The sequence below is a fragment of the Cupriavidus sp. P-10 genome (assembly GCF_003402535.2).
In the GTDB taxonomy this organism is placed as follows: Bacteria; Pseudomonadota; Gammaproteobacteria; order Burkholderiales; family Burkholderiaceae; genus Cupriavidus.
This window is the reverse complement of record NZ_AP025170.1, coordinates 1762807-1789256: the sequence shown is the minus strand read 5'-3', so window position 1 is coordinate 1789256 and position 26450 is coordinate 1762807. Positions and strand designations below refer to the sequence as shown.

General features: G+C 65.2%; 20 protein-coding genes. 14 read left to right on the top strand and 6 right to left on the bottom strand.

The annotated features are described in order from the left end of the window. Positions 1-16 precede the first annotated feature (16 nt). The 13 genes from CTP10_RS08205 to CTP10_RS08145 all read left to right on the top strand — a co-directional run bounded on the left by CTP10_RS08205 (position 17) and on the right by CTP10_RS08145 (position 10523). A complete protein-coding gene (locus CTP10_RS08205; RefSeq protein WP_116323028.1) occupies positions 17-775 on the top strand; it encodes an SDR family oxidoreductase in 759 nt (252 codons plus the stop codon). A gap of 79 nt (positions 776-854) precedes the next feature. Then, entirely contained in the window at positions 855-1829 is a 975-nt protein-coding gene (locus CTP10_RS08200; protein ID WP_116323029.1) for a Bug family tripartite tricarboxylate transporter substrate binding protein, read from the top strand. A 144-nt stretch (positions 1830-1973) separates the two neighbouring features. After that, positions 1974-2111, top strand: a complete 138-nt coding sequence (locus tag CTP10_RS08195; protein WP_158577741.1) for a hypothetical protein — start codon at positions 1974-1976, stop codon at positions 2109-2111. Between the two features lie 84 nt (positions 2112-2195). Further along, the gene (locus tag CTP10_RS08190; RefSeq protein WP_116323030.1) at positions 2196-3254 is read left to right on the top strand and encodes a LacI family DNA-binding transcriptional regulator; all 1059 of its coding nucleotides are present in this window, start codon (positions 2196-2198) and stop codon (positions 3252-3254) included. Between the two features lie 236 nt (positions 3255-3490). Beyond that, on the top strand, positions 3491-4294 hold the full coding sequence (locus CTP10_RS08185; RefSeq protein ID WP_116323031.1) for a transporter substrate-binding domain-containing protein: 804 nt from the start codon (positions 3491-3493) through the stop codon (positions 4292-4294). 54 nt (positions 4295-4348) lie between these two features. Beyond that, a complete protein-coding gene (locus CTP10_RS08180; protein WP_116323032.1) occupies positions 4349-5107 on the top strand; it encodes an amino acid ABC transporter permease in 759 nt (252 codons plus the stop codon). Continuing rightward, positions 5104-5754, top strand: coding sequence for an amino acid ABC transporter permease (locus CTP10_RS08175; RefSeq protein ID WP_116323033.1), 651 nt, complete (start codon positions 5104-5106; stop codon positions 5752-5754). Before CTP10_RS08180 ends, CTP10_RS08175 begins: the two co-directional genes overlap by 4 nt. Further along, the gene (locus CTP10_RS08170; RefSeq protein WP_116323034.1) at positions 5741-6475 is read left to right on the top strand and encodes an amino acid ABC transporter ATP-binding protein; all 735 of its coding nucleotides are present in this window, start codon (positions 5741-5743) and stop codon (positions 6473-6475) included. Before CTP10_RS08175 ends, CTP10_RS08170 begins: the two co-directional genes overlap by 14 nt. After that, positions 6472-7260 carry a sugar phosphate isomerase/epimerase family protein gene (locus tag CTP10_RS08165; RefSeq protein ID WP_116323035.1) on the top strand — a complete coding sequence of 263 codons (789 nt, stop codon included), beginning with the start codon at positions 6472-6474 and terminating at the stop codon, positions 7258-7260. The genes CTP10_RS08170 and CTP10_RS08165 overlap by 4 nt, the downstream gene beginning before the upstream one ends. After that, positions 7257-8201 (top strand): sugar kinase, encoded by a 945-nt coding sequence (locus tag CTP10_RS08160; RefSeq protein WP_116323036.1) that lies wholly within the window; start codon positions 7257-7259, stop codon positions 8199-8201. The genes CTP10_RS08165 and CTP10_RS08160 overlap by 4 nt, the downstream gene beginning before the upstream one ends. Positions 8202-8222: 21 nt before the next feature. Next, positions 8223-9212 carry a 2-hydroxyacid dehydrogenase gene (locus CTP10_RS08155; protein WP_116323037.1) on the top strand — a complete coding sequence of 330 codons (990 nt, stop codon included), beginning with the start codon at positions 8223-8225 and terminating at the stop codon, positions 9210-9212. A 50-nt stretch (positions 9213-9262) separates the two neighbouring features. Beyond that, positions 9263-10078 (top strand): shikimate dehydrogenase family protein, encoded by an 816-nt coding sequence (locus CTP10_RS08150; RefSeq protein WP_116323038.1) that lies wholly within the window; start codon positions 9263-9265, stop codon positions 10076-10078. A gap of 241 nt (positions 10079-10319) precedes the next feature. Further along, entirely contained in the window at positions 10320-10523 is a 204-nt protein-coding gene (locus CTP10_RS08145; RefSeq protein WP_116323039.1) for a cold-shock protein, read from the top strand. Between the two features lie 162 nt (positions 10524-10685). Here CTP10_RS08145 and CTP10_RS08140 read toward each other — a convergent pair whose 3' ends face one another. Then, positions 10686-15152, bottom strand: coding sequence for an nSTAND1 domain-containing NTPase (locus tag CTP10_RS08140; protein WP_116323040.1), 4467 nt, complete (start codon positions 15150-15152; stop codon positions 10686-10688). A 104-nt stretch (positions 15153-15256) separates the two neighbouring features. Between CTP10_RS08140 and CTP10_RS08135 the strand changes: the two genes are divergently transcribed. Further along, positions 15257-16069, top strand: a complete 813-nt coding sequence (locus CTP10_RS08135) for a hypothetical protein (protein ID WP_116323041.1) — start codon at positions 15257-15259, stop codon at positions 16067-16069. Between the two features lie 24 nt (positions 16070-16093). On the opposite strand, the gene CTP10_RS08130 is transcribed toward CTP10_RS08135, so the two are convergent. The 5 genes from CTP10_RS08130 to CTP10_RS08110 form a co-directional block, all read right to left on the bottom strand. Next, the gene (locus tag CTP10_RS08130; RefSeq protein ID WP_116323042.1) at positions 16094-16669 is read right to left on the bottom strand and encodes a hypothetical protein; all 576 of its coding nucleotides are present in this window, start codon (positions 16667-16669) and stop codon (positions 16094-16096) included. Beyond that, entirely contained in the window at positions 16666-19671 is a 3006-nt protein-coding gene (locus tag CTP10_RS08125) for a CHAT domain-containing protein (RefSeq protein WP_116323043.1), read from the bottom strand. The genes CTP10_RS08130 and CTP10_RS08125 overlap by 4 nt, the downstream gene beginning before the upstream one ends. 7 nt (positions 19672-19678) lie before the next feature. Beyond that, positions 19679-22615 carry a CHAT domain-containing protein gene (locus tag CTP10_RS08120; RefSeq protein ID WP_233528391.1) on the bottom strand — a complete coding sequence of 979 codons (2937 nt, stop codon included), beginning with the start codon at positions 22613-22615 and terminating at the stop codon, positions 19679-19681. 380 nt (positions 22616-22995) lie between these two features. Continuing rightward, entirely contained in the window at positions 22996-23760 is a 765-nt protein-coding gene (locus CTP10_RS08115; protein WP_116323047.1) for a hypothetical protein, read from the bottom strand. A 739-nt stretch (positions 23761-24499) separates the two neighbouring features. Continuing rightward, positions 24500-26008 (bottom strand): TIR domain-containing protein, encoded by a 1509-nt coding sequence (locus tag CTP10_RS08110; RefSeq protein ID WP_116323048.1) that lies wholly within the window; start codon positions 26006-26008, stop codon positions 24500-24502. Positions 26009-26450 lie beyond the last annotated feature (442 nt).

Below are 26450 nucleotides of genomic sequence, written 5' to 3'. Positions count from 1 at the left end.
TTGCTGGAGACCGTCCTTGAACGCTTCCCGAAAGATTGCCCTTGTTACGGGTGCTGGTAGCGGCGTTGGCCGCCTTACCGCGATTGGCTTGCTCGACGACGGCTGGACGGTCGTGCTGGCCGGCCGTCGCCCCGCTCCCTTGCAAGCGCTGGCCGCCGAAGCTGCCGCGCGCGGACAGGCCGCGGTGGCCATGCCTGCCGACGTTACCGACCCCGAACGCGTGCAGGCCTTGTTTGACGCGATCGAACGCGAGTTCGGGCGGCTGGACCTGCTTTTCAATAACGCGGGTGTCAACGCACCGGCCGTGCCGATGGACGAGCTGCCGCTGGACAACTGGTTCAACGTCATCAACACCAACGTCACCGGCGTCTATCTCTGTGCGCGCGCGGCCTTCGGACTCATGCGCCGTCAATCGCCGCAGGGCGGGCGCATCATCAACAACGGTTCCATCTCGGCGCATACGCCGCGTCCCTACACGGCGCCGTACACCGCCAGCAAGCACGCCGTCACTGGCCTCACCAAGGCACTGGCGCTGGACGGGCGCGCCTTCAACATCGTTGCGAGCCAGATCGACATCGGCAACGCGTTGACCGACCTGTCCGAGCGCATGACGCGCGGCGTCTTGCAGGCCAACGGAACGACCGCACCCGAGCCCATGATGGACGCCAGCCACGTCGCCAATGCCGTGCGTCATATGGCGTCGTTGCCACTCGACGCCAACGTGCTGACCATGACCGTCATGGCCAGTGCCATGCCATTCGTCGGGCGCGGCTGAATGCCCCCCGCCAGCCCTCATGGCGAAGGGTGCGTCACCAGAGTTGACATGAGTTAACCAGAAACAAACGGAGACAACGATGCAGTTCACTACCCTGATCAAGACATTGGTCGTACCCGCCGCGCTGCTCATCGCACCCGGCCTGGCATCGGCCCAGAATTACCCGGCACGGCCTGTCACCATCATCGTCCCGGCGCCAGCGGGGGGTGGCATCGACCTGATCGCCCGGGTCGTCGGCGAAAAGCTTTCAGTCAAGCTTGGCCAACCGTTCATCGTCGAGAACCGTCCGGGCGCGTCCAACAACCTGGGCACTGCGGTGCTGGCCAACGCCAGGCCCGACGGATACACGATCGGCATCGTGGGCGGCAGCCACAACATCAACAAATTCCTCTTCAAAAACCTGGGATGGGATCCGCAAAAGAGCTTCGAGCCCATCGTCTACACGCATGAAATCCCGCTGGTGTTCGCGGTCTACCCGAAACTCCCGGTCAAGACGGTGCCTGAGCTCGTCACCTGGATGAAGGCCAATCCCGGCGAGGCCAAGGTTGCCACCTCCGGCCGTGGCAGCGCGCAGGAAATGGCCGCCGAAATGTTCCGCATGGTAAGCGGGGCCCCCGTACTGCTGGTGCCCTACAAGGGGTCGTCCGCCGCCCATCCCGACCTGATCGCCGGACGGACCACGCTGTACATCGACACCATTAGCGCCATCCAGGAGCAGGTCAGATCGGGCAACGTCCGCGCCGTCGCAGTCTCCACCCACCACCGATCCAAGGCGTTGCCCAATGTGCCAACTGCTGAAGAGCAAGGCCTCAAGGGCTATGACGCCAATACCAATGGCGGCTTCCTGGCCCCAGCGGGAACGCCGAAAGAGATCATTGCCAGGCTGAATGCCGAGATCAATGCCGCGCTGAAATTGCCCGAGGTGCGCGCCAAGCTGGAAGCGGCGGGGATCGAGGTCAAGGGCGGCACGTCACAGGAATACGCGGCGTTGATCAAGTCTGACCTGGCAAAGTGGGGGAAAGTCGTCAAGGAAGCGGGAATCCAGCCGGAATAGTGGTCGTTCAGTCGACCTGCTTGCCACGCGTTGCCCATTCAACGTCGCCAACGCGTGGCCGGCAACGTGCTTCTCGGGGCCGATACGCCGACTGGGTCGGTAGCGCGTAAACTGCATCAGACTCCTCTTAAACGGGAGAGCAGCATGCGAAACGTGATTTTTCACCAGCCAGGGCATCCAGAACAGCCATGTCACGGGGCTCGCTACTATGCGTTGCTGTCGGTTTTCGTGGTGGCGGCAGGGCTTGTCTATCTGGCCTGGTCGGGTCTTCACATCCTGTGAAGTGCAGCAGGGGTTCCGGGTGCTGCCAAATCCCGGCATGCCGAGGCATAATTGTGAAACTGGTTTCACCAAGACCCGAATCCAATGCCCCCGCGTCCCGTGACCCGACCGATTTCCGACCTGAAACCCGCAGAGAAGCTCACCATCCAGGACGTTGCCGACTATGCCGGCGTCTCGAAGGCCACCGTTTCGCGCTACCTGAACCGGGGCGGCGAGCAGTTGTCCGCGGACGTGGAGGCGCGCGTGGCCGCTGCCATCCGCGCGCTTGGCTATAGCCCCAGTCCCATGGCGCAGGGGCTCAAGCGCGGCAAGTCGCGCCTGATCGGGCTGGTGGTGGCGGATGTTTCCAATTCCTTCTCGGTGGCCGTGCTGCGTGGCGTGGAGAAGGCTTGCCGCGACGCGGGCTACATGGTGATGCTGTTCAATCTCGGCAATGACGAGGAGCTGGAGCGCGAGGCGATTCGCTCGCTGTCGGCGTACCGGGTAGAGGGTTTTATCCTGCACACGCTGGGGCATGATGCCGGCGCCCTGGCCGATGCGGCGCAATTGGGCAAACCAGTCGTACTGGTCGACCGCAAGGTCGGCGATGCGGAGGTGGACCTGGTGGCGCTCGACAACCTGACCGCCGTCCATGAAGCTGCCGGCCACCTGGTCGAAGCCGGTTATCGGCACGTGCTCTTTATCAGCGAGCCGATCAAGGCCATCAGCTCGCGCAACGAGCGGGCCCGCGCCTTCCAGGCTTTTGTCGCCGAGCACGCGGACTCTGTCAGCGGGACCGCATTTGAAGCCCACAGGGGTGAAGACGATGCCCTGGATGCAGCGCTGCGCGACCTGCGACGCCGTGCTGGCGAGGCACCCGCTGCCGTGCTGGCGGCCAACGCGGTGATCTCGCTGCGCGTGGCCGCATCGGCCGCCCGGCTGGGCTGGCAGCTCGGTACCGACCTTGGACTGATTGGTTTCGATGATCCGGAATGGGCTGCGTTGGTCGGTCCTGGCCTCAGCGCGATTTCCCAGCCCACCGACGATATCGGGCGCGTCGCCACCAATTGCCTGATCGAGCGCCTGCAAGGCACCCAGCTGCCGCCACGCCGGGTACTGCTGCCCGGCACGCTGGTCACGCGCGGCTCCACCCGCCGCGGCTGATCCCTCCCCCGCCGCCGTCTGGCGCGCGCATGTAAGCCACGCATAGACCCGCTGCGTCAGCGTAGGGGGTGCAGCAACGCGCCCATTTCCCCCACAGGCCAAACACGGCCCTGCCCGTAAGGGTTTCCACTGCTGGATCTCTGAAACCGGTTTCCTATAATCCTGAAACCGGTTTCAAGACGGTACTTGCCACCGCTGCGACGCCAGCGACACCCCTATACGTGCAGGAGACATAGATGAACGTCCAACGCTTGTTGCGCCGCGTAGCCGCGCCCGTGCTGACTCTGCTGGTCCTGGCCAGCGCCGCTTTCACCGCCCAGGCGCAGACGGTTGCCGAGATCGTCAAGAAGGGCAAGGTCACCATCGGCGTGGTGACCGGCGCCCCGCCCTTCGGCACCACGGACGCCACCGGCAAACCCGCCGGCTATGACGTCGACGTGGCCAACCTGCTTGGCAAGTACCTGGGCGTGCCGGTCGATATCGTTCCGCTCACCTCGCCCAGCCGGATTCCTGCGCTGGAGGCCGGCAAGGTCGATTTCCTGGTGGCAACGCTGGCGCCGACGCCCGAGCGGGCGCGGGCCATCATGTTCAGCGCGCCCTACAGCGCGTTCGAGCTGACCATCTTTGCGCCCGCCGCAGCTAAATACGCCAAGCTGACCGAGCTCGGCAAGAAGAAGGTTGGCGTGACGCGCGGCACCACGCAGGACACCGCGCTGACCCGGCTGGCCGTGCCCGGCATGAATATCGTCCGCTTCGAGGACGATGCCACCTGCGCGCAGGCGCTGATCAGCAATCAGGTCGATGCCATTGCGCTGCCTAACACCACCGGCAACGAGATCATGAAGGCGCGCGGTGCCGGCAAGTTCGACGCCAAGTTCGCGTTCTCGGTGCAGCCCAATTCGATGGCCGTGCGCCGCGACGCCTTCGAGCTGCGCCAGTGGCTCAACACCACCATCTCCTACGTCAAGCTCAACGGCGAACTCGACGCCATTGCGCAGAAGTGGACCGGCAAGGCGCTGCCCGCGCTGCAAACGTTCTGAACCAGGCAGTCCGACGCTGCGCGCCGGCGCCAGCCGGCGTGCCAGGAGACCCGCATGAACTACCAATTCGAATGGACCCCGGTGCTGTCGCAACTGGATCGCTTCGCGGAAGGCGCGGCGATGACGCTGGCGCTCAGCTTCGGCTCGATCCTGCTTGGCACCCTGGTCGGCACCGCCGGCGCCATTGCCGCCGCTTTTGGCGGCCCTTGGCTGCAGCGCGCCACCCGGGCCTATGTCGAGGCGATCCGCAACACGCCCTTCCTGATCCAGCTCTTCATCATCTTCTTCGGCTTGCCGACGGTGGGCCTGCAGATCGATGCCGTCACCGCCGCGGTGATTGCGATGACCGTCAATCTCGGTGCCTACTCGACGGAAATCATCCGCGCCGGCCTGCAGGCAGTGCACCGCTCGCAGCTTGAAGCCGCCGCAGCGCTGGGCATGACGCGCTGGCAGCTGATCCGCCACGTCGCGCTGGTGCCGGCCTTCGAGAAGGTCTATCCCGCCCTGACCAGCCAGTTCACGCTGATGATGCTGACCTCGAGCGTGGTGTCGGCGATCTCGGTGGAAGAGCTGACGGCGGTCGCCAGCCACATCGATTCGCAGACCTTCCGCACCTTCGAGAGCTACATCCTGGTCATGTTCATGTATATCGCGCTGGCCCTGCTGCTGCGCGCCATGTTCGCCGTGATCGGCAACCTGGTGTTCAGGCGGCGCCGCGTGGTGGCGCGCGCACGCAAGCTGGCCCGCACAGCCCCGGTCGTGCCGCTGGCGCCGGCGGAACTGACGGCAGCGGTTGCAGGGAGCGCGAAATGATCACCGAGTTCTCCTGGAATCATCTTGAGATCCTGCTGCTGGCGGCACGCTGGACGCTGTGGGTGACCTTGCTCGCCTTCGTCGGGGGTACGCTGGCCGGCTTCATCGTGGCGCTGGCGCGTACCTCCGGAAGCCCGCTGCTGCGCCTGGCCAGCACGGTCTATATCCAGGTCGTGCAAGGAACGCCGGTGCTGATCGTGCTGTTCCTGAGCTATTACGGACTCTCCGTGCTCGGGCTCAAGCTGTCGCCGATGGTCGCGGCCATGCTGGCGATGTCGATCTACGCCAGCGCCTATCTTGGCGAGATCTGGCGCGGCTGCATCGAGGCCGTGCCGCAAGGACAGTGGGAGGCCAGCGAAGCGCTCGCCCTTACCCGCTGGCAGCAGCTGCGTCACGTGGTGCTGCCGCAGGCGGTGCGGCTGGCCTTGCCGCCCACGGTGGGGTTCTCGGTCCAGCTGGTCAAGAACACTTCGATCACTTCCATCATCGGCGTCATCGAACTGACCCGCGCCGGCCAGCTGATCAACAACGCGACCTTCCAGCCCTTCGCGGTCTTTGTCGTCGTCGCACTTATCTATTTCGCGCTCTGCTTCCCGCTGTCCGCGGCAGCCCGGCGCATGGAAAGGAGGCTCCATGTCAATCGTTGAAGCACAAGGCGTGCACAAGTCTTATGGCGCAGTCGAAGTCCTGAAAGGCGTGTCGTTTGCGATCGAGCCGGGCCAGGTGGTTGCCATCATCGGCCGCAGCGGCTCCGGCAAGAGCACCATGCTGCGTTGCCTGAACGGCCTGGAGACGATCAACGCCGGCAATATCACCGTCGCCGGGCACAAGCTGGATCACGACCGCAAGCGCTTGCTCGACCTGCGCCGCGACGTGGGCATGGTGTTCCAGAGCTACAACCTGTTTCCGCACCTGACCGTGGGCCAGAACATCGCGCTGGCGCCGGCCATCGTGAAGAAGATGGCCGCAGGCAGGATCGACGGCATCGTCGCCCAGGTGCTGACCCAGGTCGGCCTGCTCGACAAGAAGGATTGCTACCCCGAGCAGCTCTCGGGCGGCCAGCAGCAGCGCGTGGCCATCGCCCGTTCGCTGGCGATGGAACCCAAGGTGATGCTGTTCGACGAGGTCACCTCCGCGCTCGACCCCGAGCTGACGGCGGAAGTGCTTCGGGTCATGGAGAACCTGGCCGCCTCCGGCATGACCATGGTGCTGGTCACGCATGAGATGGAGTTCGCGCGCCGCATGGCGCATACCACCATCTTCATGCACCAGGGCAAGGTGCACGAGGCGGGGCCGTCGAAGGCGCTGTTCGCGCAGCCGCGGACGCCGGAACTGCAGCAATTCCTCAGCGCGGGAGCATTGAAATGAGCCAGTGGCAAGCAGGAGGTGTTTCACGTCCGCCGGTGCTGATCTCGCTGACCGCCTATGGCGCCGACCTCGCCCTGCGCGACGGCCAGGCCGCATTGGCGCGGATTGCCGCGGCAGCGGGTGCGGACGGCGTGGAATTCCGCGGCGAACTCCAGCGCGGGTACAAGGAGGAAGTCAGGGAGCAGCGCGAGGCCGCCGGCGAGCATGGACTGAGCGTGGTCTGGTCCAGCCCGGAAGGCCTCTGGAATGACGCAGGCAGCCTCGATGCCGCCGCGGTCGACCGTGCCTTCACGACCGCGCTGGCGCTCGGTGCGGCCCGGGTCAAGATGTCGCTTGGCGGCTATCGGGCAGGCACGGCGCTGGAAGCACTGCTTCCCTGGCTGCGGCACGATGGCATCGAACTCGTCGTGGAAAACGACCAGACCGCCCAGGCCGGCACCGTACCGCCGCTGCGCGACTTCTTCGCGCGTCTCGCGGCGCTCGGCGAGACCGTGCCGATGACCTTCGACATGGGCAACTGGCACTGGACCGGCGAAGACCCGCTCGATGCCGCGCAGGTCTTCGGCGCGGGCGTCGGCTACGTGCATTGCAAGGGCGTGCAGCGCACGCCCGCCAAATGGATCGCGGTGCCGCTGGACCAGTCGACGGCACCGTGGCGCGGCATCCTGCGCCGCCTGCCCGCGCACGTTGCCCGTGCGATCGAATTCCCGCTGCAAGGCGACGACCTGGTGCAGGTCACGCGCCGTCATGTCGAACTGCTGCGTTCGGTGGAGGTCTCCGCATGAGCACCGATCTTGACGTGGTCACGCTGGGCGAGGCGATGCTGATGCTGGTCGCCGGCGAAGCCGGGCCGCTGGAAGGCGCGCAGACCTTCCACAAGCGCACCGCCGGTGCCGAGACCAACGTGGCCATCGGCCTGTCGCGCCTGGGCCTGAAGGTCGGCTGGGCCAGCCGGCTGGGCGATGACTCGATGGCCCGCTACCTGCTCGGTGAAATGCAGCGCGAAGGCGTGGATTGCAGCCAGGTGGTGTGCGAGCGCGGCGAGCGCACCGGCTTCCAGTTCAAGGGCCGGGTCGACGACGGCAGCGATCCGCCCGTCGAATACCATCGCCGCGGCTCGGCGGCGAGCCGCATGAACCCGGAGCACCTGGACGACAGGTGGCTGCGGCGCTCGCGGCACCTGCACGTCACCGGCGTGTTTCCCGCGCTAGCCGCAGGCACGCAGGCCGCCACGCGCCAGGCCATTGCCACCATGCGCGCCGCCGGCCGCACGATCTCGTTCGATCCCAACCTGCGGCCCACGCTGTGGGCCACGCCCGAGCTGATGCGGGAGACGCTGAACGACCTCGCGCGGCAGTGCGACTGGGTGCTGCCCGGCATCGAGGAAGGCCGCTTCCTCACCGGCCACGCCGAGCCGGAACGCATTGCCGCCTTCTATCGTGCCCGCGGCGCGAAGCTGGTGGTGGTGAAGCTGGGCGCCGACGGCGCCTGGTTCGATGGCGAGGCCGGCAGCGGCCATGTCGAGGCGTTCAGCGTCGAGCGCGTCGTCGACACCGTGGGCGCCGGCGATGGCTTTGCCGTGGGCGTGATCAGCGCGCTGCTGGAGGGCCGCCCGGTTGGTGAAGCCGTCCGGCGCGGCGCCTGGATCGGCGCGCGGGCGGTTCAGGTGCGGGGCGATACCGAAGGCCTGCCCACCCATGCCCAGCTGGCGGCCGCCAGTTTGTAAAGCCCACGGCAAGGATGACCCATGCGCAAGAATGTACTGGTGTTCCGCCCGATTCCGGATGACCTGCTCGCCAGGATCGAGTCGGAGCATGACGTGATCGTGGCCGACCCGCGCCAGCCGGCACAACGGCCGGCTTTCCGCGCCGCGCTGGCAAGCGCCCATGGCCTGATCGGCTCCAGCGTGAAGCTGGGCGCGGCGGAACTGGCCGAAGCCGGCCGCTTGGAAGTGATTTCGAGTATCTCGGTGGGGGTCGACAACTACGACCTCCCCTGCCTGCACCGGCGCGGCATCACCCTGTGCCACACGCCCGGCGTACTCACCGAGACCACTGCCGACACGGTCTTCGCCCTCATCATGGCCACGAGCCGGCGCCTGGTCGAGCTGGCGGCCCACGTCAGCGGAGGCCGCTGGACCGCCAATATCGGCGAAAGCCTGTTCGGCTGGGACGTGCATGGCAAGACCCTGGCGATCCTGGGCTTCGGGCGCATCGGCCAGGCCGTGGCGCGCCGCGCGGCGCTCGGCTTCGGCATGGAGGTGCTCTACGTCAACGAGGCTGCCGCGGAGCCGCCCGATCTGGTGGGACGCGCCACCCGGACGGAACTTGACGATGCCTTGCGGCGCGCCGATATCGTCGCCGTCACGCTGCCCCTGACCGACAGCACGCGCGGCCTGATGGGCCTGCGCGAGTTCGCGCTGATGAAGCCGGGCGCCATCTTCGTCAACGGCGCCCGCGGCCAGATCGTGCAGGAAGACGCGCTGCTCGCGGCCCTCGAAAGCGGCCACCTGCGCGCGGCCGGGCTGGACGTCTTCGCCACCGAGCCGCTGCCGCAGGACTCGCCGCTACGCTGCCATCCCAGGGTGACCGCCCTGCCCCATATCGGCTCGGCCACGCATGAGACCCGGCGCGCCATGGCCGAACTGGCCACGCGCAACCTGCTGGACGCGCTCGCCGGACGGCAACCCGCCGCGCGTTTCGACCTGGCGGCCTTTGCCGCCCAGGCAGCCGCCTGATTTTTCCCGCAAGGACATCCCGCAAGGACACCCCGCAAGGACACCCCGCAATGCCCAGCTCCATACCCACGCTGTGCGGCTCGATCATGGGCGAGCCCTTCACCTTCAATGTGCGCATCCACAACGCCGCCTATCGGGCGCTGGGGATCGACTACACCTTTGTGTGCTTCGGGGTGCAGGACGTGCCCGGCGCCGTGCAGTCGATCCGCGCGCTCGGCGTGCGCGGCATGAATGTCTCGATGCCCCACAAGCAGGCCGTGATCCCGCACCTCGACCATCTTGACGAGACCGCTCGCGCGATTGGCGCGGTCAACACCATCAACAATATCGATGGCGTGCTGACCGGCTACAACACCGACTGCATCGGCGCCGTCCGGGCGTTCCAGGAGGTGACGGAAGTCGCCGGCAAGCGCATTGCGCTGCTGGGCGCGGGCGGCGCGGCGCGCGCGATGGCCTATGGCTTGCGCGAGGCCGGCGCCAGCGTGACCGTGTTCAACCGCACCGCGGCGCGCGGCGAGGAGCTGGCCGGCTCGCTTGGCCTGCGCTTTGGCGGCGGGTTATCCGACTTCCGCGCGGCGGACTTCGACATGCTCGCCAACGCGACCGCCGCGGGCTTTCGCGCCCCCGATGTCAACCCGGTGGCCGGGCAGCTTGCCGCGCACCTGATCGTCATGGACGCTGCCTTCATCCCGGTCAGGAGCAAGCTGATCCGCGATGCCGCCGCGCTCGGCTGCCGCACCATCGATGGCACGCGCATGATGCTGCACCAGGCGTGCGCCCAGGTCGAGTTCTACACCGGCTGCGCACGCGCGCCGATCGAGGCAATGGAGGCGGCGCTGCTTGACGAGATCGCCCGCCTGTCCTAAGCCCCCCCCTGCCGCCCCTTGCCTCCTGACGCTCACACTCCGATGACCCAAACCCACCCGCTTGCCTACCAATCCTCCTCGGCGGCTCATCGACACAGGTAAACCCTAGCGCCGGATGACTTGGCGCAAGGGAAACGTCACGATATGCTGACGGCGCCTACTACTGCGCACAGCCGATCTCGGTGGCGCGCAGCATCTTGGCAACGAGTGCAACCTGCAGGCTTTTGGCATTGAGGATGAGATGGCGACAGGCATTGTGAAGTGGTTCAACAGCGAGAAGGGCTATGGCTTCATCACGCCCGATGACGGTGGCAAAGACCTCTTTGCGCATCACTCCGAAATCCAGGGTACCGGGTACAAGTCGTTGGAGGAAGGCGCGAAAGTCGAGTTCGAAGTGACGCAAGGCCAAAAAGGCTTGCAAGCATCAAACATTCGCAAGCTCTAGCCGTTCAGGCATGAAGCATTGCAATAGAAGCCCTTCCGATCGTGAAGGGCTTTTCTCATTTGGGCCGGCGGCTTCCAGGCGGGCGGCGCCAGGCCACCTGCCGTCCCGGGCAAGGCCGCTCGGGTACGGCTCTTGCTACACATTGGACCAGGCTGCTGGGTTTCATTGCTTTGCGCTTAGCTGCGGCATGGCTTTACCGGTACAGGGCTGGTGGGCAGGTTCTGACAGGAATGCATTGGCTTCCTCGGTTGTGAGGCTTCTCCCTGCGGTTTGACAGGCGATGTCCTGCAGGTCGGCTAACGTCAGCCGCCACAGCCTTACTGTCCCATCGTAAGCACCCGTAATGATCCAACGGCTATCCTTTGTGAATCCAATATGGGCAACCGTCGCTTCGTGCCCGCGCAGGACGACGGGCGCGGCACCCGGATTCGTTGGATCCCAGAGGCGGACTGTCCGATCTTCGCCACCCGCGGCCAGCCATTTGCTGTCCGGACTGAACGATGCCGACAAGATCCGGCCTGTGTTCCCGGTCAGTTCGATCGGCTTCCTGGTACCGGTTTCCGCAAGGTTGAGCAGCTTGACCGTCGTGTCCCAGGAGCCGAAGGCTACCCAACGGCCATCGGGACTAAAGGCCGCCTCCAGGACCCGATCCGAGAACGCCAGTTCTGCAACCAGTTTCGGTTCGGCCCCGGCGTCGGCGCCAAGATCCCAAAGCCGCCCCTTGGTATCCATGCTGGCAGTCGCAGCCCAGCGCGCGTCGGGGCTGAACACAACCTGGTACACCACGTCTCCATGCGCAAGCAGACGCGGGCTTGTGCAAGGATTGCTGGCGCGCAGGTCCCAGATGCGCGCGTTGAGGCCGTGTGCCGCCGTTGCCAGATAGCGTCCGTCCGCGCTGAACGCAGGCTCACGCACCGGGTCTCCCTGGATGCAGCGGTGCCGTGGCTCCAGGGAGGGACTATCGCTGGAGACGTCCCAGATATTGACCATGCCACCCTCCCACGTCCCGCTCACCAGCCACCGGTTGTCCGGGCTGAACACGAGGGTCCGCACGTCTCCCCACCTTTGCTCGAACAGCTCGAGCGGCTTCCTGGAGAGATCCTGCATGTGCCAGAGGCTGATGACGTGCTGGTCCTGGCTCTTGGCGGCCAGCCAGCGCCCGTCCGGACTGAATGCGATGGCATGCGAGGCACCGGGCAGCGGCAGTTCCCGGGCCGGTTGACGAGGATCTTTGGTAGACCACAGCACAAGCTTCTTGTCCTCCTGGCTCGACGTAGCAATCCAGTTCCCGTCCGGGCTGACCGCCATCCCGACAATGGCAGGCTTGACCCTTGCGCGCAGCACGAGGGGGTCCGCAACCGGGTCGGGCACGGTCCAGAGCCGCGCATGGGCATCTTCCCCTAGCGTAACGAGGTGGCGCGGCTCCGCGCCAGCGCTGAACAGGACTTGCCTGATGGGCAATTCCTGGCCGCGCAGGACCGTGGACGGTATCGTCGGCTCATCCAGGTCCCAAAGGCGTGCCGTTGCATCCTGGCCGCCCGTCGCAAGCCACCGCCCGTCATCGCTGAATACGACGGAATTGACCGCGGCACGATGCCCCTTCAGCGCGACCGGATCCTTGCGCGTTCCGGTCAGGTCCCACAGCATGACGGCCGCCCCGCTGCCGCTCCCTACCGCCAGCCATTTGTTGTCAGGGCTCAGGCCGACAGCGCCGACCCAGCCGCCACTGCTGGCGTAGCGTCCCACGACGCTTTGTGGCGGGTTCTCCTGCGTCAGGTCCCAGACCTCGACGGCGTAGCCATACGCAACCGCCAGGCGTGTCTCGTCTCCATTGAAGGCAAAAGCCAGCAGGGAGTCCTCATTGAGTTCCGTCGCGTGGGTAAGCCGCCTGGGTTCCTGATTCGGAAAGTCAGCCGACAGGTCCCACAGGCGAACCGGGGCGCCGAACTCTTTGCAGCCACCGGTGCAGCTGGTCGCAAGCCAGCGCCCCTTGGGACTGAACACGACATTCATGACGGGCAGATCGTCTTTCCACGTCTCGCAAGGCGCTTCCACCGGCCCTTCCCCGGTCATCTTCCAGATGCACATCTTGCCGCTCTGGGTTCCGACGACCAGCCACGCCCCGTTGGGGCTGATCGCCACGGCGCGAATGGCACCGTACTGGCCGCCACCATAGGTCGGCCCTGGCTTTGCACCATCGGATGTCAGGCGCCAGAGCCGGATCGCGCCATCGGCTGCCCCGCTGACGAGCCACTGGCCATCGGGGCTGAATGACAGGCCGTGAATGGCGCCGTTATGTCCCCCGAGGGAGTGGCCCGCCGGATTCACGGTATTGAGATCCCAGAGCCGAACCGCACCGTCGTCGCTTCCCGTGGCAAGCCAGCGCCGGTCCTTTGAAAACGCGGCAATGCGCACGGCCTTCTCGTGCCCGCCCAGGGGCTTGCCGCCGATCACCCGCAGTTGCCGGCGCAGGCCGTCGATGCCAAGCAATGTGCCGTCCCGGCCATCCATGCTCAGGGAGGCGGCCTGCACGCTCAACAGAAGGCTGCGCGGCGCGTTGGTCCCGATATCGCTGGTGTGCCGTGCGAGTTGTTGCACTTCGCCCACTCTTTTGTTGGCGGCGGTTGCCTCGCGATATTGCCAGGTGGCCATCACAGCGGCGACAGCAGTGACCAGGAACAAGCCCAATGCTACGAAGGTGAACATGCGGGAAATCCGTGCCGCCCGTTTTTGCGCCTGCGCGGCCTTGGTCTGCTCTGCGGCGATCCGCTCGGCATCGCGGATCCGTCGCTCCTGCTCCGCCTTCTCGGCCGCCTCGCGGGCACGCTGCGCCACGCTGCAGGCATTGAGGTAAGCCCGCTCCACGGAGGCTTCGGGCATGGTGAAACGCGGGTTGCCCAGAAGTGCCTCGGCATCGCTCAGGCGACCGTCGCGGTGTACCAGAAGATCGTCAGCCCGCCCGCCCTGGTTCCATTCCTCCGCGGCACGCTGCAAGCCTTCGAGCAGACGCAGCTTGTCCCGATCCTCCATCAGCCAGTTGCTCAGTTGCGGCCAGGTCCGCAATAGCGCCTCGTGTGCAACCTCGCTGGTTTCCCGCCCCTGGGAATCACGGTCGGTGACCAGCAGCCGCGCGTCAATGAACCGGCGCAGCAGCGCCAGGACGCGACGCGGCAAGTCGTCAACCAGGGCACGCCGGCGCGAATAGGCGCCTTCGGCGTTGATTCGCACCATCGTCGGCACAAAGGCGGCGTGCAGCGCGTCGAGTTCATCCGGCGCGGGGTTCGCCTCCACGATGATTCGCTCCGCTTCTTCGCGGACTGCGCCTTCCAGCCGGCCGAGACGTTCATACTGGTCCAGCGCCAGCTGGCCGCTGCCGCCGCTGCGTTCGTAGAGTCGCCTCAGCGTGAATGCCAGCAGGGGCAGTGCATCGCGGGTACCGGTATCACTGACCATGGCCTCGACCAGGCCATCGGCAAGCTGCAGCCCCGCCAGCCGGGCCGGCCCCCGGATGATCTCCGGGAAGCTTCGCAGCGGCATCGGGTCAATCGGCACAGCCCGGTAGTGGAAATGATGGGGATAGTCGTTGTCCTGCAGAACCGGATGGTTCTGGAAATCGCCGAGAAAGTCCGAGCGCAGCGTGGCGATCACCATCAGGCGGCGGTCGCCGAGTTCCAGCCCGGCACGCAACAGCCGCAGGAAGCGCGTGGCGGCTTCCGGAGGCGTGTAGCCGAACAGTTCTTCGGCCTGGTCGACCGTCAGCAATACCGTCGCTTCCTGACGCCTGGCCGCAACCGCCAGATCCCGGGCCACGGCAAGCAACACCTGGCCATCCGGAGGCGTTTGCATTGCCGCCTGTTGCAGTTCGGTTCGGATCGCTTTCCAGTCGCGTGGCGCCCCCTGGTCATCAAAGCTTGCGGCCAGCGCGATGGCCAGTTCGTCGAGTGGTTCGACCTGGGGCCGGAAAGGCGGCGCCGGCAGCCATTCCGCAGGCTTCTTCTTGAGCCGAGGGATGACTCCGGCCCTTGCCAGCGACGATTTGCCGCTGCCGGAGGCGCCGAGCAGGAGCACGAAACGCGCCGCGTCGCTACCCTGGCGGCGTAGCGCATCGAGGGTTTCAAGCGTCTTGAGAATGTCTTCGCCGCGCCCGAAAAAGATGGCCGCATCCTGCTCCTCGAATGCCAGCAGCCCGGGATACGGGGGCCGCCTGGGATCCCAGGCGAAAACATCCAACGGGTCGAGCCCCCGCTCCAGAAGGCCGGCCCTGAGCCGCCGATAGCCTTCCTCCGGCTCGCTTGTGAGATCGATATGCTGGATGTCGCTGAAGATCCCGCTTGCGTCGCACGGTTGCACCTTGACCGGAAAGATCGCCTTGCCGCGCTCCCGTGCCTGCACCAGCTCCGCAAAACACCATTTGGAGGCCAGCCAGCTTGGCGTCAGCAGCGCAATCACCGCCTGGCATTGGCGCAGCTTCTGATAAAGCGTCTGCTCCCATCCGGCGCCGCCCTTGATGCCTGCCTCGGGGTCGAAATCCAGGAACAGCGAAGCGTGGCCCTGCGCTTCCAGCCACGCTTTCATTTCAGCCGCCGCGTTGTTGTCGGCGCTACTGTGGCTGATGAATATTGAGGTCATGTCGCGTTCCCGATATCAGTCGTTCTTTCCGGGCGTCCATTCAGGGCGTGCGTGCCCGAAGTTGCTGTGTTCTCGCCATGGCGAATCGTCGTTGCCGACCTAGAATGAACGAACCCTTCAACCTGCCGGAGATCCCCATGCCAGACGTCACCATCGAAAGCGCCAAGACGTTCTTGCTTGGCGCGGAACTGCCCCCGGTGGACCACACGCGCGGTCCGATGTTGCTGGACGGCGAGACGCCACAGTTCGATGAGAACAAGGACCAGGCCGTCGTCGTGGGATCCGGTGTCCTGACCTTCGCCAAAGGCGTACCTGCAGCGCGCCGTACCGCGGTGACCAACTCGCTGCTGCTGGCGCAGCTGGTTGCGCGGCGCACCGCTGGCGATCCGGAAAACGTTGAAGCGTGGCACAAGGAATATGTGCGGGTGCTGGCCAACATCGGCTGGCTGATCGAGAGCACGACGGCCACCCGCTATGTCGAAGGCAGCGACAAGTTCGAAACGCACAAGGCCGTCATGTCGGTGGCGGCATTGCTGCTTGGCCCGGGTTCTCCCGGCGCGCTCGCGCTGGTCCAGACCACGCTCGACGGGCTGGCCAGCATGGACAAGAGCAAGCCGTGGATCACCATCTTCAGCCGCGAAACCACTTCCTCCAGCGTATCGAACTTCCAGGTCGCGCTGGCCGAAGAGGCCGCCGATGGACGCTTTGTCGTATCCATGATGGCGTTCACGCTGAAGGCGGACTCGGCAGTCACGCAGGTGCTCTTCTTCAAGGCGAGCAGCAATGATGCGGAGTTCACGCATTTCGACTCCAAGGCCGAGATCAATGTCGGCATCCTCGACGAGCTGGAGCCGGAGCTTGGCAAGCGCGTCGCGCAGCACAGCAAGTCGTTCATCAGCCAGCTCCCTGATCTGTAGCCATTGCAGGTTGCCGCCCTACTCCTAAAGCGTTGGAATGGTCACGATGTGGAAATGTGACATCGTGGCCAGTTCCCGGAATTCCGCAGTCGCATCAACGCCAGGGCGTAACGCTTCATCCCAGACAGTGAACGCGTGCAGCGATGGCGTGGCTGGTGCGAATGCTCGTGCGACGGCACGGGCCTCTTCAAGAATCCTTGTGTTTGCCCTGCGGTAGTCCTCGATGCTGTTGCCGGACGGTTGCAGGACGACCAGATTGCCTTCGAGCTCGGCGGCGCCCACCTGCTTCCAGAATGCCTCGGTCCAGTCGCCAGGGCGGTCCTGTACCGAGGTCTCGACAAAGCGGCTCGGCTCGAACGGCAATACAATGCGCCGGCGCAGCCTCTGCTTCGCGGCAACGTCGAGCGCAATGAGATCCGCGCCGCAGGCGGCCGAACACACCAGCGCCGCCGCTCCGACAAGCCGGAACCCGGCGGCGATGCGCGCCGCGACGCGGTCCGTATTCACCAGCGGAAAGCGCGCCGGCTGCGCGTCCGCGGCATCGATGCGACGGCCCGCCAGGGCTACCACTGCAGGGGTTGCAGGGAGCATGGCGCTCATCCAGTGACCGCCGGGGCGGTGCCCGCCCAGCGCTCCAGGCGTTGCAACAGCGATTCGGCAGCCGTCCGCTCCGCCGTGTCGGCTTGCCGGGCGTAGACCGGCAGGACGAAGTCTGCCTGGTCGCGCACGGTACGCCAGTTGTTGATAGCCGGCAGGCTCCGGTGAAGCTTGCCCAGATCGGCGAGGATGCAGGGCAGGTCATGTGCCAGGTTGCCGCGCGCCGCGCATTGGTAGATCCACATCTCGCTGAGGGCCGATCGGCTCCAGAAGTCCGGCTCGGCATTGTTCCGCTCCGGCGATGCCGTCGCCAACGCTTCCCAGTCGGCCTCGTAACTGCCCTCTTTCCCAGCCGTCCAGTGCGCGACAAGCTCCGCCGCGCAGCGATTGATGGCCGGGTAGTAAGCATTGCGAGCGCCCTGTGCCCTGGCGAGCGCCTCGGCCTCCTGGTACCACCGCACGGTTTCACCGATGGCAGTGACCTCGGCATCGCGGCGGCCAGCCACGCGCTCGACCATTGCCAGCCGCTTGCTGGCAGAACCGCACAATGCAAGCCGCTCCATGGAACGGTGCAGTGCCAGCAGTTGTGCCAACTGCTCCATGGTGGCAAGAAGAAGTTCCCTGGAAGCGTCGATTGCCGGCTGCGGCACGCCTGCGTTTGCACCGGCGGCGGCGCGCAAGCGCTGCCATGCCAGCCGCACCCGCACGTTCGCGAGTTGCTCGGCGGACTGCAGGCTCGCCTTGCCGTCGGCCGCGTTGAAGGCGGCCTGATACCAGACCGCGGCTTCCTCCAGCAGGCCTGCCTCGCGCCACGCCGTAGCAAACGCTTCGGCCACTGCGCCCATGCGTGTCCAGTTACGCTCCGGGTCGCCGAAGGTATCGAGCAAATAGCGCAAGCGCCTGGCGGACTCCTCCACATCGGGACTGCTCACGCGCAACTCCATCTGGATCATGTCGAGGGCAAGCAGCAATCCCTGCGGTGACCCGATACCGCCATAGGCCATGGCAAAGCGTTGCTTCTCTTCCTCCGGCGACTGGCCAGCCGCCCGGGTGCCGCCGCGGCAGCCTATGTCAAGCCAGCCCGGCAGGCACCAGTCCGGGTCGCCGTAGCATTGATAGGCGGCCCAGGTATTGCCAGGCACCTTGTACGCCGCCTCCCTGGCCGTGCCGACGGCGTCAAGGAAGCGCTGGCCATCCAGCAGGGCCCGATAGAAAGTAGTGGCAAATATCTCGGCCGCCGCATCGTCGACCGCCCATCCGGCGGCCACCACGCAGCGCACGCCAAGCTTGATCAGCGCTTCGGCCACGCTGGCGGCAAAATCCGGCCGATGAAAGGACGGCGTGGCGCAGCTGCCCAGCAGGTTTGCCGTATCCGTCTTCGCAAGATGGCAGCAATTGATAAACACCAGGTCCGGCACGCGCTCCATCCGGGCGAATTCTTCTGGTCCGAGGAACGTATCGTTGGACAACACGATCCCTCCCGTCCGCGCCGCGCCACTGTCGGCCGCAGTGTCGTCGCTATCAGTGGCCGCCTGGCCGTGACCCGCGATATGGACAATGCCCCAGTCGCCGTCCAGCAGTGTTGCCACGACCTGCCGGCTGTCCGGGCCCCGGTCGACGTCGTTGGCCGCGGCAAGGATCTTCACCTGGCGGTCCATGCCGAGTCGCTTCGACAACAGCGCCGACACCGCACGGGCCTCTCGCCTGGCGCCGGGCAGCAGCGGATAGCGCCTGTCGTCCGCGCAGGGATCACCGATCACAAGGATTGGGGCGCGCCGTCCGGCGTCTTCCACCTGGCGGCGGAACTCTTGCGTGCGCAGCTTGCGCAGCAGCTTGGCGCGGATCGCCCACGGCTTGTAGTCGACGTTCTCGCCTGCGCCGGCATCCCGCCCGCTGTCGAGCATCTCCCAGGGAATGCCGGCGGTCCCGGGATCCAGCTCGATCTGCATTTCCGTGGCACTGGCCAGAAACGGCCGCACCTCCACCGGAACCAGCAGCTTGAACAGCGTCCGCCCGATACTGTCATCGTTGCAGGAACTCGACGACGCCACGCTGACCAGTTCACGCAGAAGGCGGCCCTGCGCGGCAACCGCGCGCACCTCGGTGCGTGCGCGCCGGGTATCGAGCGTGTAGACGATCGAGGAGGCGCCCCGGGCGTCGACCTGCGTCGTCGCCGTGATGAGGTCAAAGTTCGCGCCACGATAGTTGGAGTCCAGTGGCCGCAGCAGTGCCCCTGGGCTGCTGCGAATGTATGGCTTGAGGACAAAACGCCCGGGGCAGGCCTGGACGATCAGCTGCAATGCCCGCCATGCCTCGGAAGCCCTGTCCAAATACAGTTCGACCAGGCTCAGGCACGCCGCAACAGGCCAGCCAGCCGCAGCAAGCTGGCGATTCGCCTCACACACGCCTTCTGCCACCGAGCGCGCGGCCTGGCCGGCCGACATCCCGGTGCCGCCGCTGCCCGCCAGCGCCGCGGCGAGCGAGAAGGAAGCAGGCCAAGGCGACGACTCGCCCGGAGGGCGTTCGGCTTCGGTCAGATGCTGGGCCCAGGCGATGACGCCGAGCCGGACCGTCTCGTCCAGTCCGCTGGCGCGCAGATGCCCCTCGTCGCCGAGGCCAACCACGACAATGCCCTTGGGCCGGGGTACATCGCGCAAGGGATTGATCCTGTCCGAGCTGGTATTGACGAAGACCTGCTGCGTCTTCAGTTCCTGTGGATAGCGACCCAGTCGCATCGAGGTCGACATGGCGTTGCCGATGAGCCAGTCCATCGCGGCCTCGGTACCCGTCAGCGCGCTGCCGCGGTAGTGGCCCACCAGCACGGGGGCGTCGAAGAACTTGAGGTTGCCGTTGACAACTTCCACGCGCAAGGCGGCCGCGCCCGCGGCGCGCTTTTGCCCGAGCGTCGTCCTCCGGGTTCCCGCGCTCTCGGGCTTTGGCTCGGCTTTGCCTGTGTCGGCGGACCGGGCAGGAACGGCACCCGTGCCGCCATCTTGTGGCTTCATGAGGGGTTCAGTTCAGCGCTGGCCGGATGACCGTGTCGGCATCACAGTGCACGGCGTAAAGCAACCCCAGCGGATTGCCATGCTGCTTGAGAAACTCCTGTCGCAGGCCGAGCACAACCTCGCCCAGGGGCTCGCCGTGCAGGAAGCGTTCGAAAAACCGGTCCGCCCACGCCCTGGCGAACAGGGCTGGTGTCTTGCATTCCGTGCCGATGACGCCGCGCGCGCCCTTATCCATGAAGTATGGGGCGAAGCCGTCGTAGAAGGTCGGCGACATTTCGGCAGATTCGCACGCGTTGATGAAGACCAGCGGCTGGCCGCTCAGCCGCACGGCACGCGGTGCGCTGAGATCGAGGTCATTCAGGCTGATCAGTTCGTCGGTCAGCGCCAGGCTCGAGGCGCCGGGTCCGCCAGCCTCTGTCAGGCCGCGCGATACCGCGTGGCAATACAGGTAAAGGATCTGGTCCGGCGTATCCCGATTGTTGAGCGCGCTGATGAAATCGGCGGGCGTAGCGCGGTCAGTCACGGCCACGCCCGGCCTGTCCTTCCAGAAGCCGCGCTGAGACTTGACGAAGTCCACCCCCATCGCGGCATCGATGCCCGCGTTGAAGTTCAGGCTGACTTGCAGGTTTGGCGCACTGGGGATTTCCGGAGCCATCACAGCCATCGGGTTCTGCAAGGGAATCTGCTCGATGATGTGGCGCATGCCGAGGAAGTTGTTCCAGTCCAGTGGCTCGGCCCCGCTGACATCGCCCATGTACAGCAGCGGCCAAGGCATCGGCAACGTCTCGGCGACGACCTGTATCTTGAGGCGGATGTCGGGATTGGTACTCAACCGCCGCAGCGCCCTGCCGACCGCCCTGGTATCTTCTCCGGCGCCGGCGCCCTCGAAGAGCCGAAGCATCAGTAGCGCGCCAGCCCGGGCCATGATCTGCAGGGCCTTCTGCTGGGCCTCAGGGGGGATGTCGATGTCGCGCTGGAACACGTAGCGGCCGGTGGGATCCTCGTGCATGACGACCTTCATCAGATCCGCGCGGGCGCCGTTGATGTAGCTGTCGATGAGGCCTGCATTGACGGGCAGCCGCACTCGCGTGGCCACCGGGCCGCATACCACACATTCATAGCCACCGGCGGCGCCCGGGTAGATCTGCATGCTCAGGTCGCGTGGCTGCAGCACGGCGACCCCGCTCATTGCCCGTCCGCGCGTTGTGACTTGCGCGGGCGCACCCGGCACGCCAACCTGGATCGTCAGGTCCATCTGCTGAATGAACTGGCCGTCCTTCAGGATGGTTGCCTTGAGCTTGCACGCCCCGCTTTTCAGTGGCGACACGTCGAAACGCGCCTTGGTGAGTCCCTTGCCCGTGCGGGGGATGCGCATCAGGCTGGTGTGTCCGGACGTTTCGAAGTCATCGGTGTCCAGCTGAACCGTCAGCACGACAGCCTTGTCGTCCGGCGCGAAGAGGTCACTTGTCGGCAGGGGCGCCTCTGCGGTAGCCAGTGCCTCCCCACGTTGCGCGACATCCAGGTCGAAAGCCAAGGTGTACCACTCGCCTTGCACCACCGGTGCGTCCGGATCCAGTCCCTCGAAATCGGCGTGAATCCAGCGTGGCGACCCGGGCTCTCCGCCTGGGGAGGGTGTTTGCCGCGGCTCCTGGGGCGGCGGGGCGGGCGGCATCTCATCGATGCCCAGAAGTCCGCCACCGTTGCAGGGCGGAACAGACGGCGAAACCGAAGGTGCCGGCGTGGCGCCACGGGAAGTGCCCGTGCCGGTTCCCGTACCACCACGGACCACCGTCCCTGTCCCTGTCCCTGTCCCTCTCCCTGTCCCCCTCCACGCGCCGGCGCCGAATCCTGTCGGCGGTTCAGGATCGGCCGCTATTCCCCAGTCTGGTGACAGCATGGAAGGTCGGGCTGATCCCTGGATCGCAGCGGCCCAGAAGGCGTGCGCGACAGCAGGATGGACAATGTCGTTGTGCGCGCCGGCAGCGCCGCCGCCGTTGCAGATGACGTTGCTTGCCTCAAGGTTGAAGATGCTGCCTTCACTGAAGTCATAGGGCAGATCGCTGGCCGCCATCGGCATGTCAACCATGCCGGTACTGCCCTGGATGCCGAATGCCCCGATGCCGCCATACTTGGGCAAATCTTCGCCAAGCAGGAATTGTCCCTTGGCGCCGGCACCCAGCGGATAAAACCTGGCGACTGCCGTGTCGTGCCTTGAACGTGTGGTCAGGATCGGCCCTCTCACCATGCCATTGGCAACGATACGCCGGAAGTAGCCGGGCGAACCGGGCGCATAAGGGACATCGTCGGCATAGGACCATAACGACAGCGCGCCCTGGACAAGGAACAGCGATTCGATCGGCCGCCGCAATGCCGGACCGCCCGCTTCGCCTGCCACCATGCCAGACACGACGATACAACCGAAACTGTGGCCCATCAGGTGGATACGAACCTTGGGCCCGTTTGCCTGCATGCCGATCAGGAGCTGATGCGCGCCCGTTTCGCCGAAGCGGCGCGCCCGGTCCTTCATCTTCCAGAAAGACAGCTGGCGTACCGGCGCCAGGATGGCGTCCTTTACCTTGCTGCCAAAGCCCAGGACTTGCGTATCCCTTGCTGCGCCACCCTCGCCTGCTGCCGCCTCGGAAACGATCGCCTGCGGATCAAAGCCGTCCTGGTCCGCACCCGGTCGCCCGGTTGTGCTGCCGGTACGCAATCCCGAGAGCTGGAACAATGCCGCGAAATCGTCCTCGATGGCTGGTGTCAGTTCGGCACTGCTTGCCGTGTCCGCATAGGCAAAAATGTGCGCAATGGTGCCGCGCGCCTCCTCGCCCAGTTGCGCGACAACCGCGTTGATGTCAGCGTCATGGCCAGCGGCCAGGACGGCCGCCCTTTCAGCCGGCACCTCCTCCATCCCCCACGGCAGGCTCGGCCAGTGCATGCCGATCACCAACGGATTGAAGCCCGCGTGGTTGCTTTGCATCAGCGCCAGGTCGGCTTCGCAGGCGGCCATGGCACGGATCCAGTTGTCATACTGGAAGATGGCGGCCGGCACGTCGCCCTGCCAGCCGTGACTGCAGACAAAGACGTCGGTAACCGCCGCGCCGGGGTCGGCGAGGCGCTGGCAGATGGCGGCGCTGAGCAGCGAGCCGTCAGGCTCCGTTCGTTCGCGTCCTTCCTCGTCAAACAGCACGAGGAAGTATTCGACATCGGTTCCGGCAATCTGTCGAATCGGCATGGCAGTCTCCCCTCTCTTCTGCCGGGTGGCACAGCGTCCCGGCGCGCGCGCTGTCTCAACGCGTCTCGCAGGCGCGCGCCTGCGGCGGTGGTTCAGGCCGCTGCCAGGCCCTGCTCGAATAACAGGGCCTCCAGGTCACGCCGCCGCAACAGGCCCGCCATTTCCGGCTTGCCTGCCCAAAGGCGCTTCATCGCCCGGATCTGCGCCGGGATGTCGGCGAGGCGCCCTGCCTGAATCGCATCGCGGATGGCGCGCATCTCCTGGTAGCGATCACCGGCTGCATTGAAGGAGGCCCCACGGTTGTAGGCAAGCGAAACCAGCGCGCCCAGGCAATCGGGCGTCAGGCTCTCCGCGGCGGGTGGCAGCGCCGCGAGCGTGCGGCCGATAAAGCGCGGCATCACGGTCTTCTTGAACACCGCGTCCGCAGCGGTAAATGGCACGTCGACCGACTTTACCTGCGGCAGGATCTGCTTGGCAGTCTCGCCCGTCTTGCCGCAAGCGGGCTTTAGCGTACCGACAGCAGGACCGCCGATGGCCTCGTCCCAGTCAGTCGCGAGAACCTCCGCCGTGACGTAGCCGATGTCGTATCCGATACCAATCGTGACGCCCGATTTGCCGTGGGGCCAGACCGGATGGCGATACAAACGGTTGTAGGCGGCTTCGCTGCTCACCTCGAACGCAACAATCATGTCCATCGCACGTGTGGAAACCGTCGCCGTTCCCAGCAGCATGGTGCTTTCCGGGGGCGGATTCTCATGTTCGAAGAGCTTGCGTTCCTCATCTGGCGAAGTGTCCGAGGCATCCAGAAGCCCTGGCGTGCTGATCGTCTCGGCGAGCAGTTCATCGAAGGAAGACATGTGCGATCCCCTTGTGGGCTGTCCATCCAGCTTCGCTGGCGCCGGGGCGGTCAACGTAGCCGTGCGGACGGGCAGCCGGTGCTGGGGAATGACATCAGGCCGCGACCGGACAGTCGTGAGCAGGCCATTGGCGGCCTGCTGCGTGGCGCCATGCCCACCGATCCCCCAAGACAGTGGACACGACCAGAGATTCGTTCTCCAGGCACCTCATAAGAGACTTCACGGCCTGCCAGGATCCATCCAGGACATGGCCGGAATCCCGGCTTGCGTTGCCTTATCAAGAAGTCTCTGCCGATGCAGGGAAAATCGTGAAACCCGCTGATTGGCCACCGGGAGGTAGGCTTGATGAGGATGCGTCTATAAACCCACCGGGTTCTTATCCCTTCACATATTGGCCATGCAAATTTTCTACGATTGGCTTCTGCCACAAGACGGCAGTCGCAGCGATGGAATCGCGAGGAAGCGCTCTCGTATGCGCTGGATACAGGCTGATTGGATGTAATTTAGTTGATTGCCAGATCGGCCACAAGTAGATAGCGACGCAGGGCTGCGCCGCTAATGAAACTGCAGATCTATTTGCTTTATTGGGATAAAGGAAACGAAAATATGCGAATGAAGAATGCTTCTCTTGATTTCATTTATGTAACACTGTGAAATTAATTTAAATCTCCCTTTTCTATATTTTTCATCGCGTGTCGGTAGCGAAAGGGAATGCTATGCGGCCTGGCCTACGCAACTACTACTCGATGCCCGGCTGATAGCCGGTGACACCCACGAGTCGATAGCCCGCGCTCTTCATTGCATTGAATGCCGCCTGATATTGCCCCGACGGTACGCCGTGTTGCACGGTCCATGTAGATCCTTCCCCCTTCTCCCAGATCGCGGCGTAGTGCGTCGCATTTCCGGCACTCCATGCGCTGATTCGTACGGGACGATAGCCTTGCCGGGACAGCCGGTCATATTCCTGCTTGTAAACCTTTGCCGACATCCCGTGATGCGTTTCCCAGGCTGCGCCAGTTTTCTTCTCCCAGATGGCGGCGTAGCGGTCCTGCCCCTCACGCACGTACCCACTGACATCGACAAGCCGATAGCCATCTGTGGTGAAGCGCTCGAACTGCCGTTGATACTGGCCTGGCGTCATGTCGTGCCGCGCCACCCATGCGATGCTCCCGCCTTTTTCCCAGATGGCGGCAAAGCGAACCTGGTCGCCGACGGCGTACCCAACCACATGGACCGGGCGATATCCTTGATCGACCAGGCGGTTGAACTCTTGCTGATACTGGTCAGCAGTCAGGCCATGACGCGTCTTCTGGTCAGGACCCGCGGTCTTTTGCCAGATTGCGGCGTAGCGCGCTTGTCCGCCGACCGCATAGCCGCTGAGATCCACGAGCCGGTATCCCTGGCCGGCAAGCGTGTCCTCCGCGTGTTGCAGCTCTTCAGCGGTCAGCGCGTGCCGGGCCTGCCAGGCCGGTCCCTGCCTCATTTCCCAGATGGTGGCGAAGCGCGGCTCACCCGGATTCTGGGGGACAGGCGGATCCATTGAGACAGGGGGGGCCGCCGGCGCGGTAGCAGTATCCGGCCCGGCAGGATTGGGAACAGACTTGCTGACGCGCTCGCCGTTCCCTGGCTCAGGAGCCGATGCCTTGTTGGCGGAGCGGTCGTACCAGACATAGGCGCCAGCCGCGCAAACCAAAACTGCCGCGACGCCTGCCAGGGCCATGCGCGTACCGGGCGCCGGCGCGGCCCTGCGCCCGGTTTCGCGCTCCTGGCTTGTCGGCACGTGCTTCGACTGGACGTAGGGGCGCAGGGCATTGATGAGCAGGCGAACGTCAGATTCCCAACGCGCGTGCGAGAGCTCGACGCCGTTGCGAAATGCCAACTCCTGGATGTCGTCGGGCAGATCCTCTGCACGGGGCATCCTGGCGCCATGCACCAGAACGGGTATGACCGGAATGTCGCGCCGAAGCGCCGATGCCGTTTCAAGGCGAACGAAATCCGCCGAATCATCAAGTCTTCGCGCACCCGACGCGTCGCAAATCGTAAGCCAGCTCTTGCCGATAATGGTAAGCAGGACTGCGCAAGAGGCGACATGTTCGTCAATCACGCGGCGAAAGTCCCGGCCCGGCTCGATATCAGCGACGTCCATGAACACCGCGTCGTTGCCAAAATGCTCGGTGAGGTCGTCAAACAGGCGTCCAGCCTGCCCCTCGGCATCATCACGGCGGTAGCTGATGAAAATCCCGCGCATGCCCGTCTCCCGGAGGGAAATTGCGAGTCGAGGCGGCAGTGGCACAGGCCTCGATCCGACATGGCGCTTCCCGACGGTGCCTGACCCGGGATCGGCATGTCACAAGACCAACTAATACCAGGATGTGGTTCCACGCAAGCAAGCCAGGACGCTCGGGGCCTGGCCCCGCTTCGTACCTCCCTGCTACTGCGGATGGGGCACTGTATCGCGGGCTGTAAAACGTCGGTCAAGCCGTGACCCTGAGGGGCTGCGGAGTGCACTTTCCGTATCGAAGTGTTTCAGCCAGTTAACCGAATGTCGAATTTTTCCGTTATGGCGTATCTCCTTCCGCCGCGTCACGTTTGAGCAGCATCCCTCTTGGCGCCGTGCACCCCGTGCATATACTGAACAGCGTCGTCGAACGTTCGTCGCAGCGCCAGCATGATGACGGTCGCGAGCGCTG

Bases quoted from the DNA above. Each gene is read 5' to 3' on its own strand.
- CTP10_RS08200 (WP_116323029.1), top strand. From the start codon at position 855: ATGCAGTTCACTACCCTGATCAAGACATTGGTCGTACCCGCCGCGCTG.
- CTP10_RS08195 (WP_158577741.1), top strand. From the start codon at position 1,974: ATGCGAAACGTGATTTTTCACCAGCCAGGGCATCCAGAACAGCCATGT.
- CTP10_RS08190 (WP_116323030.1), top strand. From the start codon at position 2,196: ATGCCCCCGCGTCCCGTGACCCGACCGATTTCCGACCTGAAACCCGCA.
- CTP10_RS08185 (WP_116323031.1), top strand. From the start codon at position 3,491: ATGAACGTCCAACGCTTGTTGCGCCGCGTAGCCGCGCCCGTGCTGACT.
- CTP10_RS08180 (WP_116323032.1), top strand. From the start codon at position 4,349: ATGAACTACCAATTCGAATGGACCCCGGTGCTGTCGCAACTGGATCGC.
- CTP10_RS08175 (WP_116323033.1), top strand. From the start codon at position 5,104: ATGATCACCGAGTTCTCCTGGAATCATCTTGAGATCCTGCTGCTGGCG.
- CTP10_RS08170 (WP_116323034.1), top strand. From the start codon at position 5,741: ATGTCAATCGTTGAAGCACAAGGCGTGCACAAGTCTTATGGCGCAGTC.
- CTP10_RS08165 (WP_116323035.1), top strand. From the start codon at position 6,472: ATGAGCCAGTGGCAAGCAGGAGGTGTTTCACGTCCGCCGGTGCTGATC.
- CTP10_RS08160 (WP_116323036.1), top strand. From the start codon at position 7,257: ATGAGCACCGATCTTGACGTGGTCACGCTGGGCGAGGCGATGCTGATG.
- CTP10_RS08155 (WP_116323037.1), top strand. From the start codon at position 8,223: ATGCGCAAGAATGTACTGGTGTTCCGCCCGATTCCGGATGACCTGCTC.
- CTP10_RS08150 (WP_116323038.1), top strand. From the start codon at position 9,263: ATGCCCAGCTCCATACCCACGCTGTGCGGCTCGATCATGGGCGAGCCC.
- CTP10_RS08145 (WP_116323039.1), top strand. From the start codon at position 10,320: ATGGCGACAGGCATTGTGAAGTGGTTCAACAGCGAGAAGGGCTATGGC.
- CTP10_RS08140 (WP_116323040.1), bottom strand. From the start codon at position 15,152: ATGACCTCAATATTCATCAGCCACAGTAGCGCCGACAACAACGCGGCG.
- CTP10_RS08135 (WP_116323041.1), top strand. From the start codon at position 15,257: ATGAACGAACCCTTCAACCTGCCGGAGATCCCCATGCCAGACGTCACC.
- CTP10_RS08130 (WP_116323042.1), bottom strand. From the start codon at position 16,669: ATGAGCGCCATGCTCCCTGCAACCCCTGCAGTGGTAGCCCTGGCGGGC.
- CTP10_RS08125 (WP_116323043.1), bottom strand. From the start codon at position 19,671: ATGAAGCCACAAGATGGCGGCACGGGTGCCGTTCCTGCCCGGTCCGCC.
- CTP10_RS08115 (WP_116323047.1), bottom strand. From the start codon at position 23,760: ATGTCTTCCTTCGATGAACTGCTCGCCGAGACGATCAGCACGCCAGGG.
- CTP10_RS08110 (WP_116323048.1), bottom strand. From the start codon at position 26,008: ATGCGCGGGATTTTCATCAGCTACCGCCGTGATGATGCCGAGGGGCAG.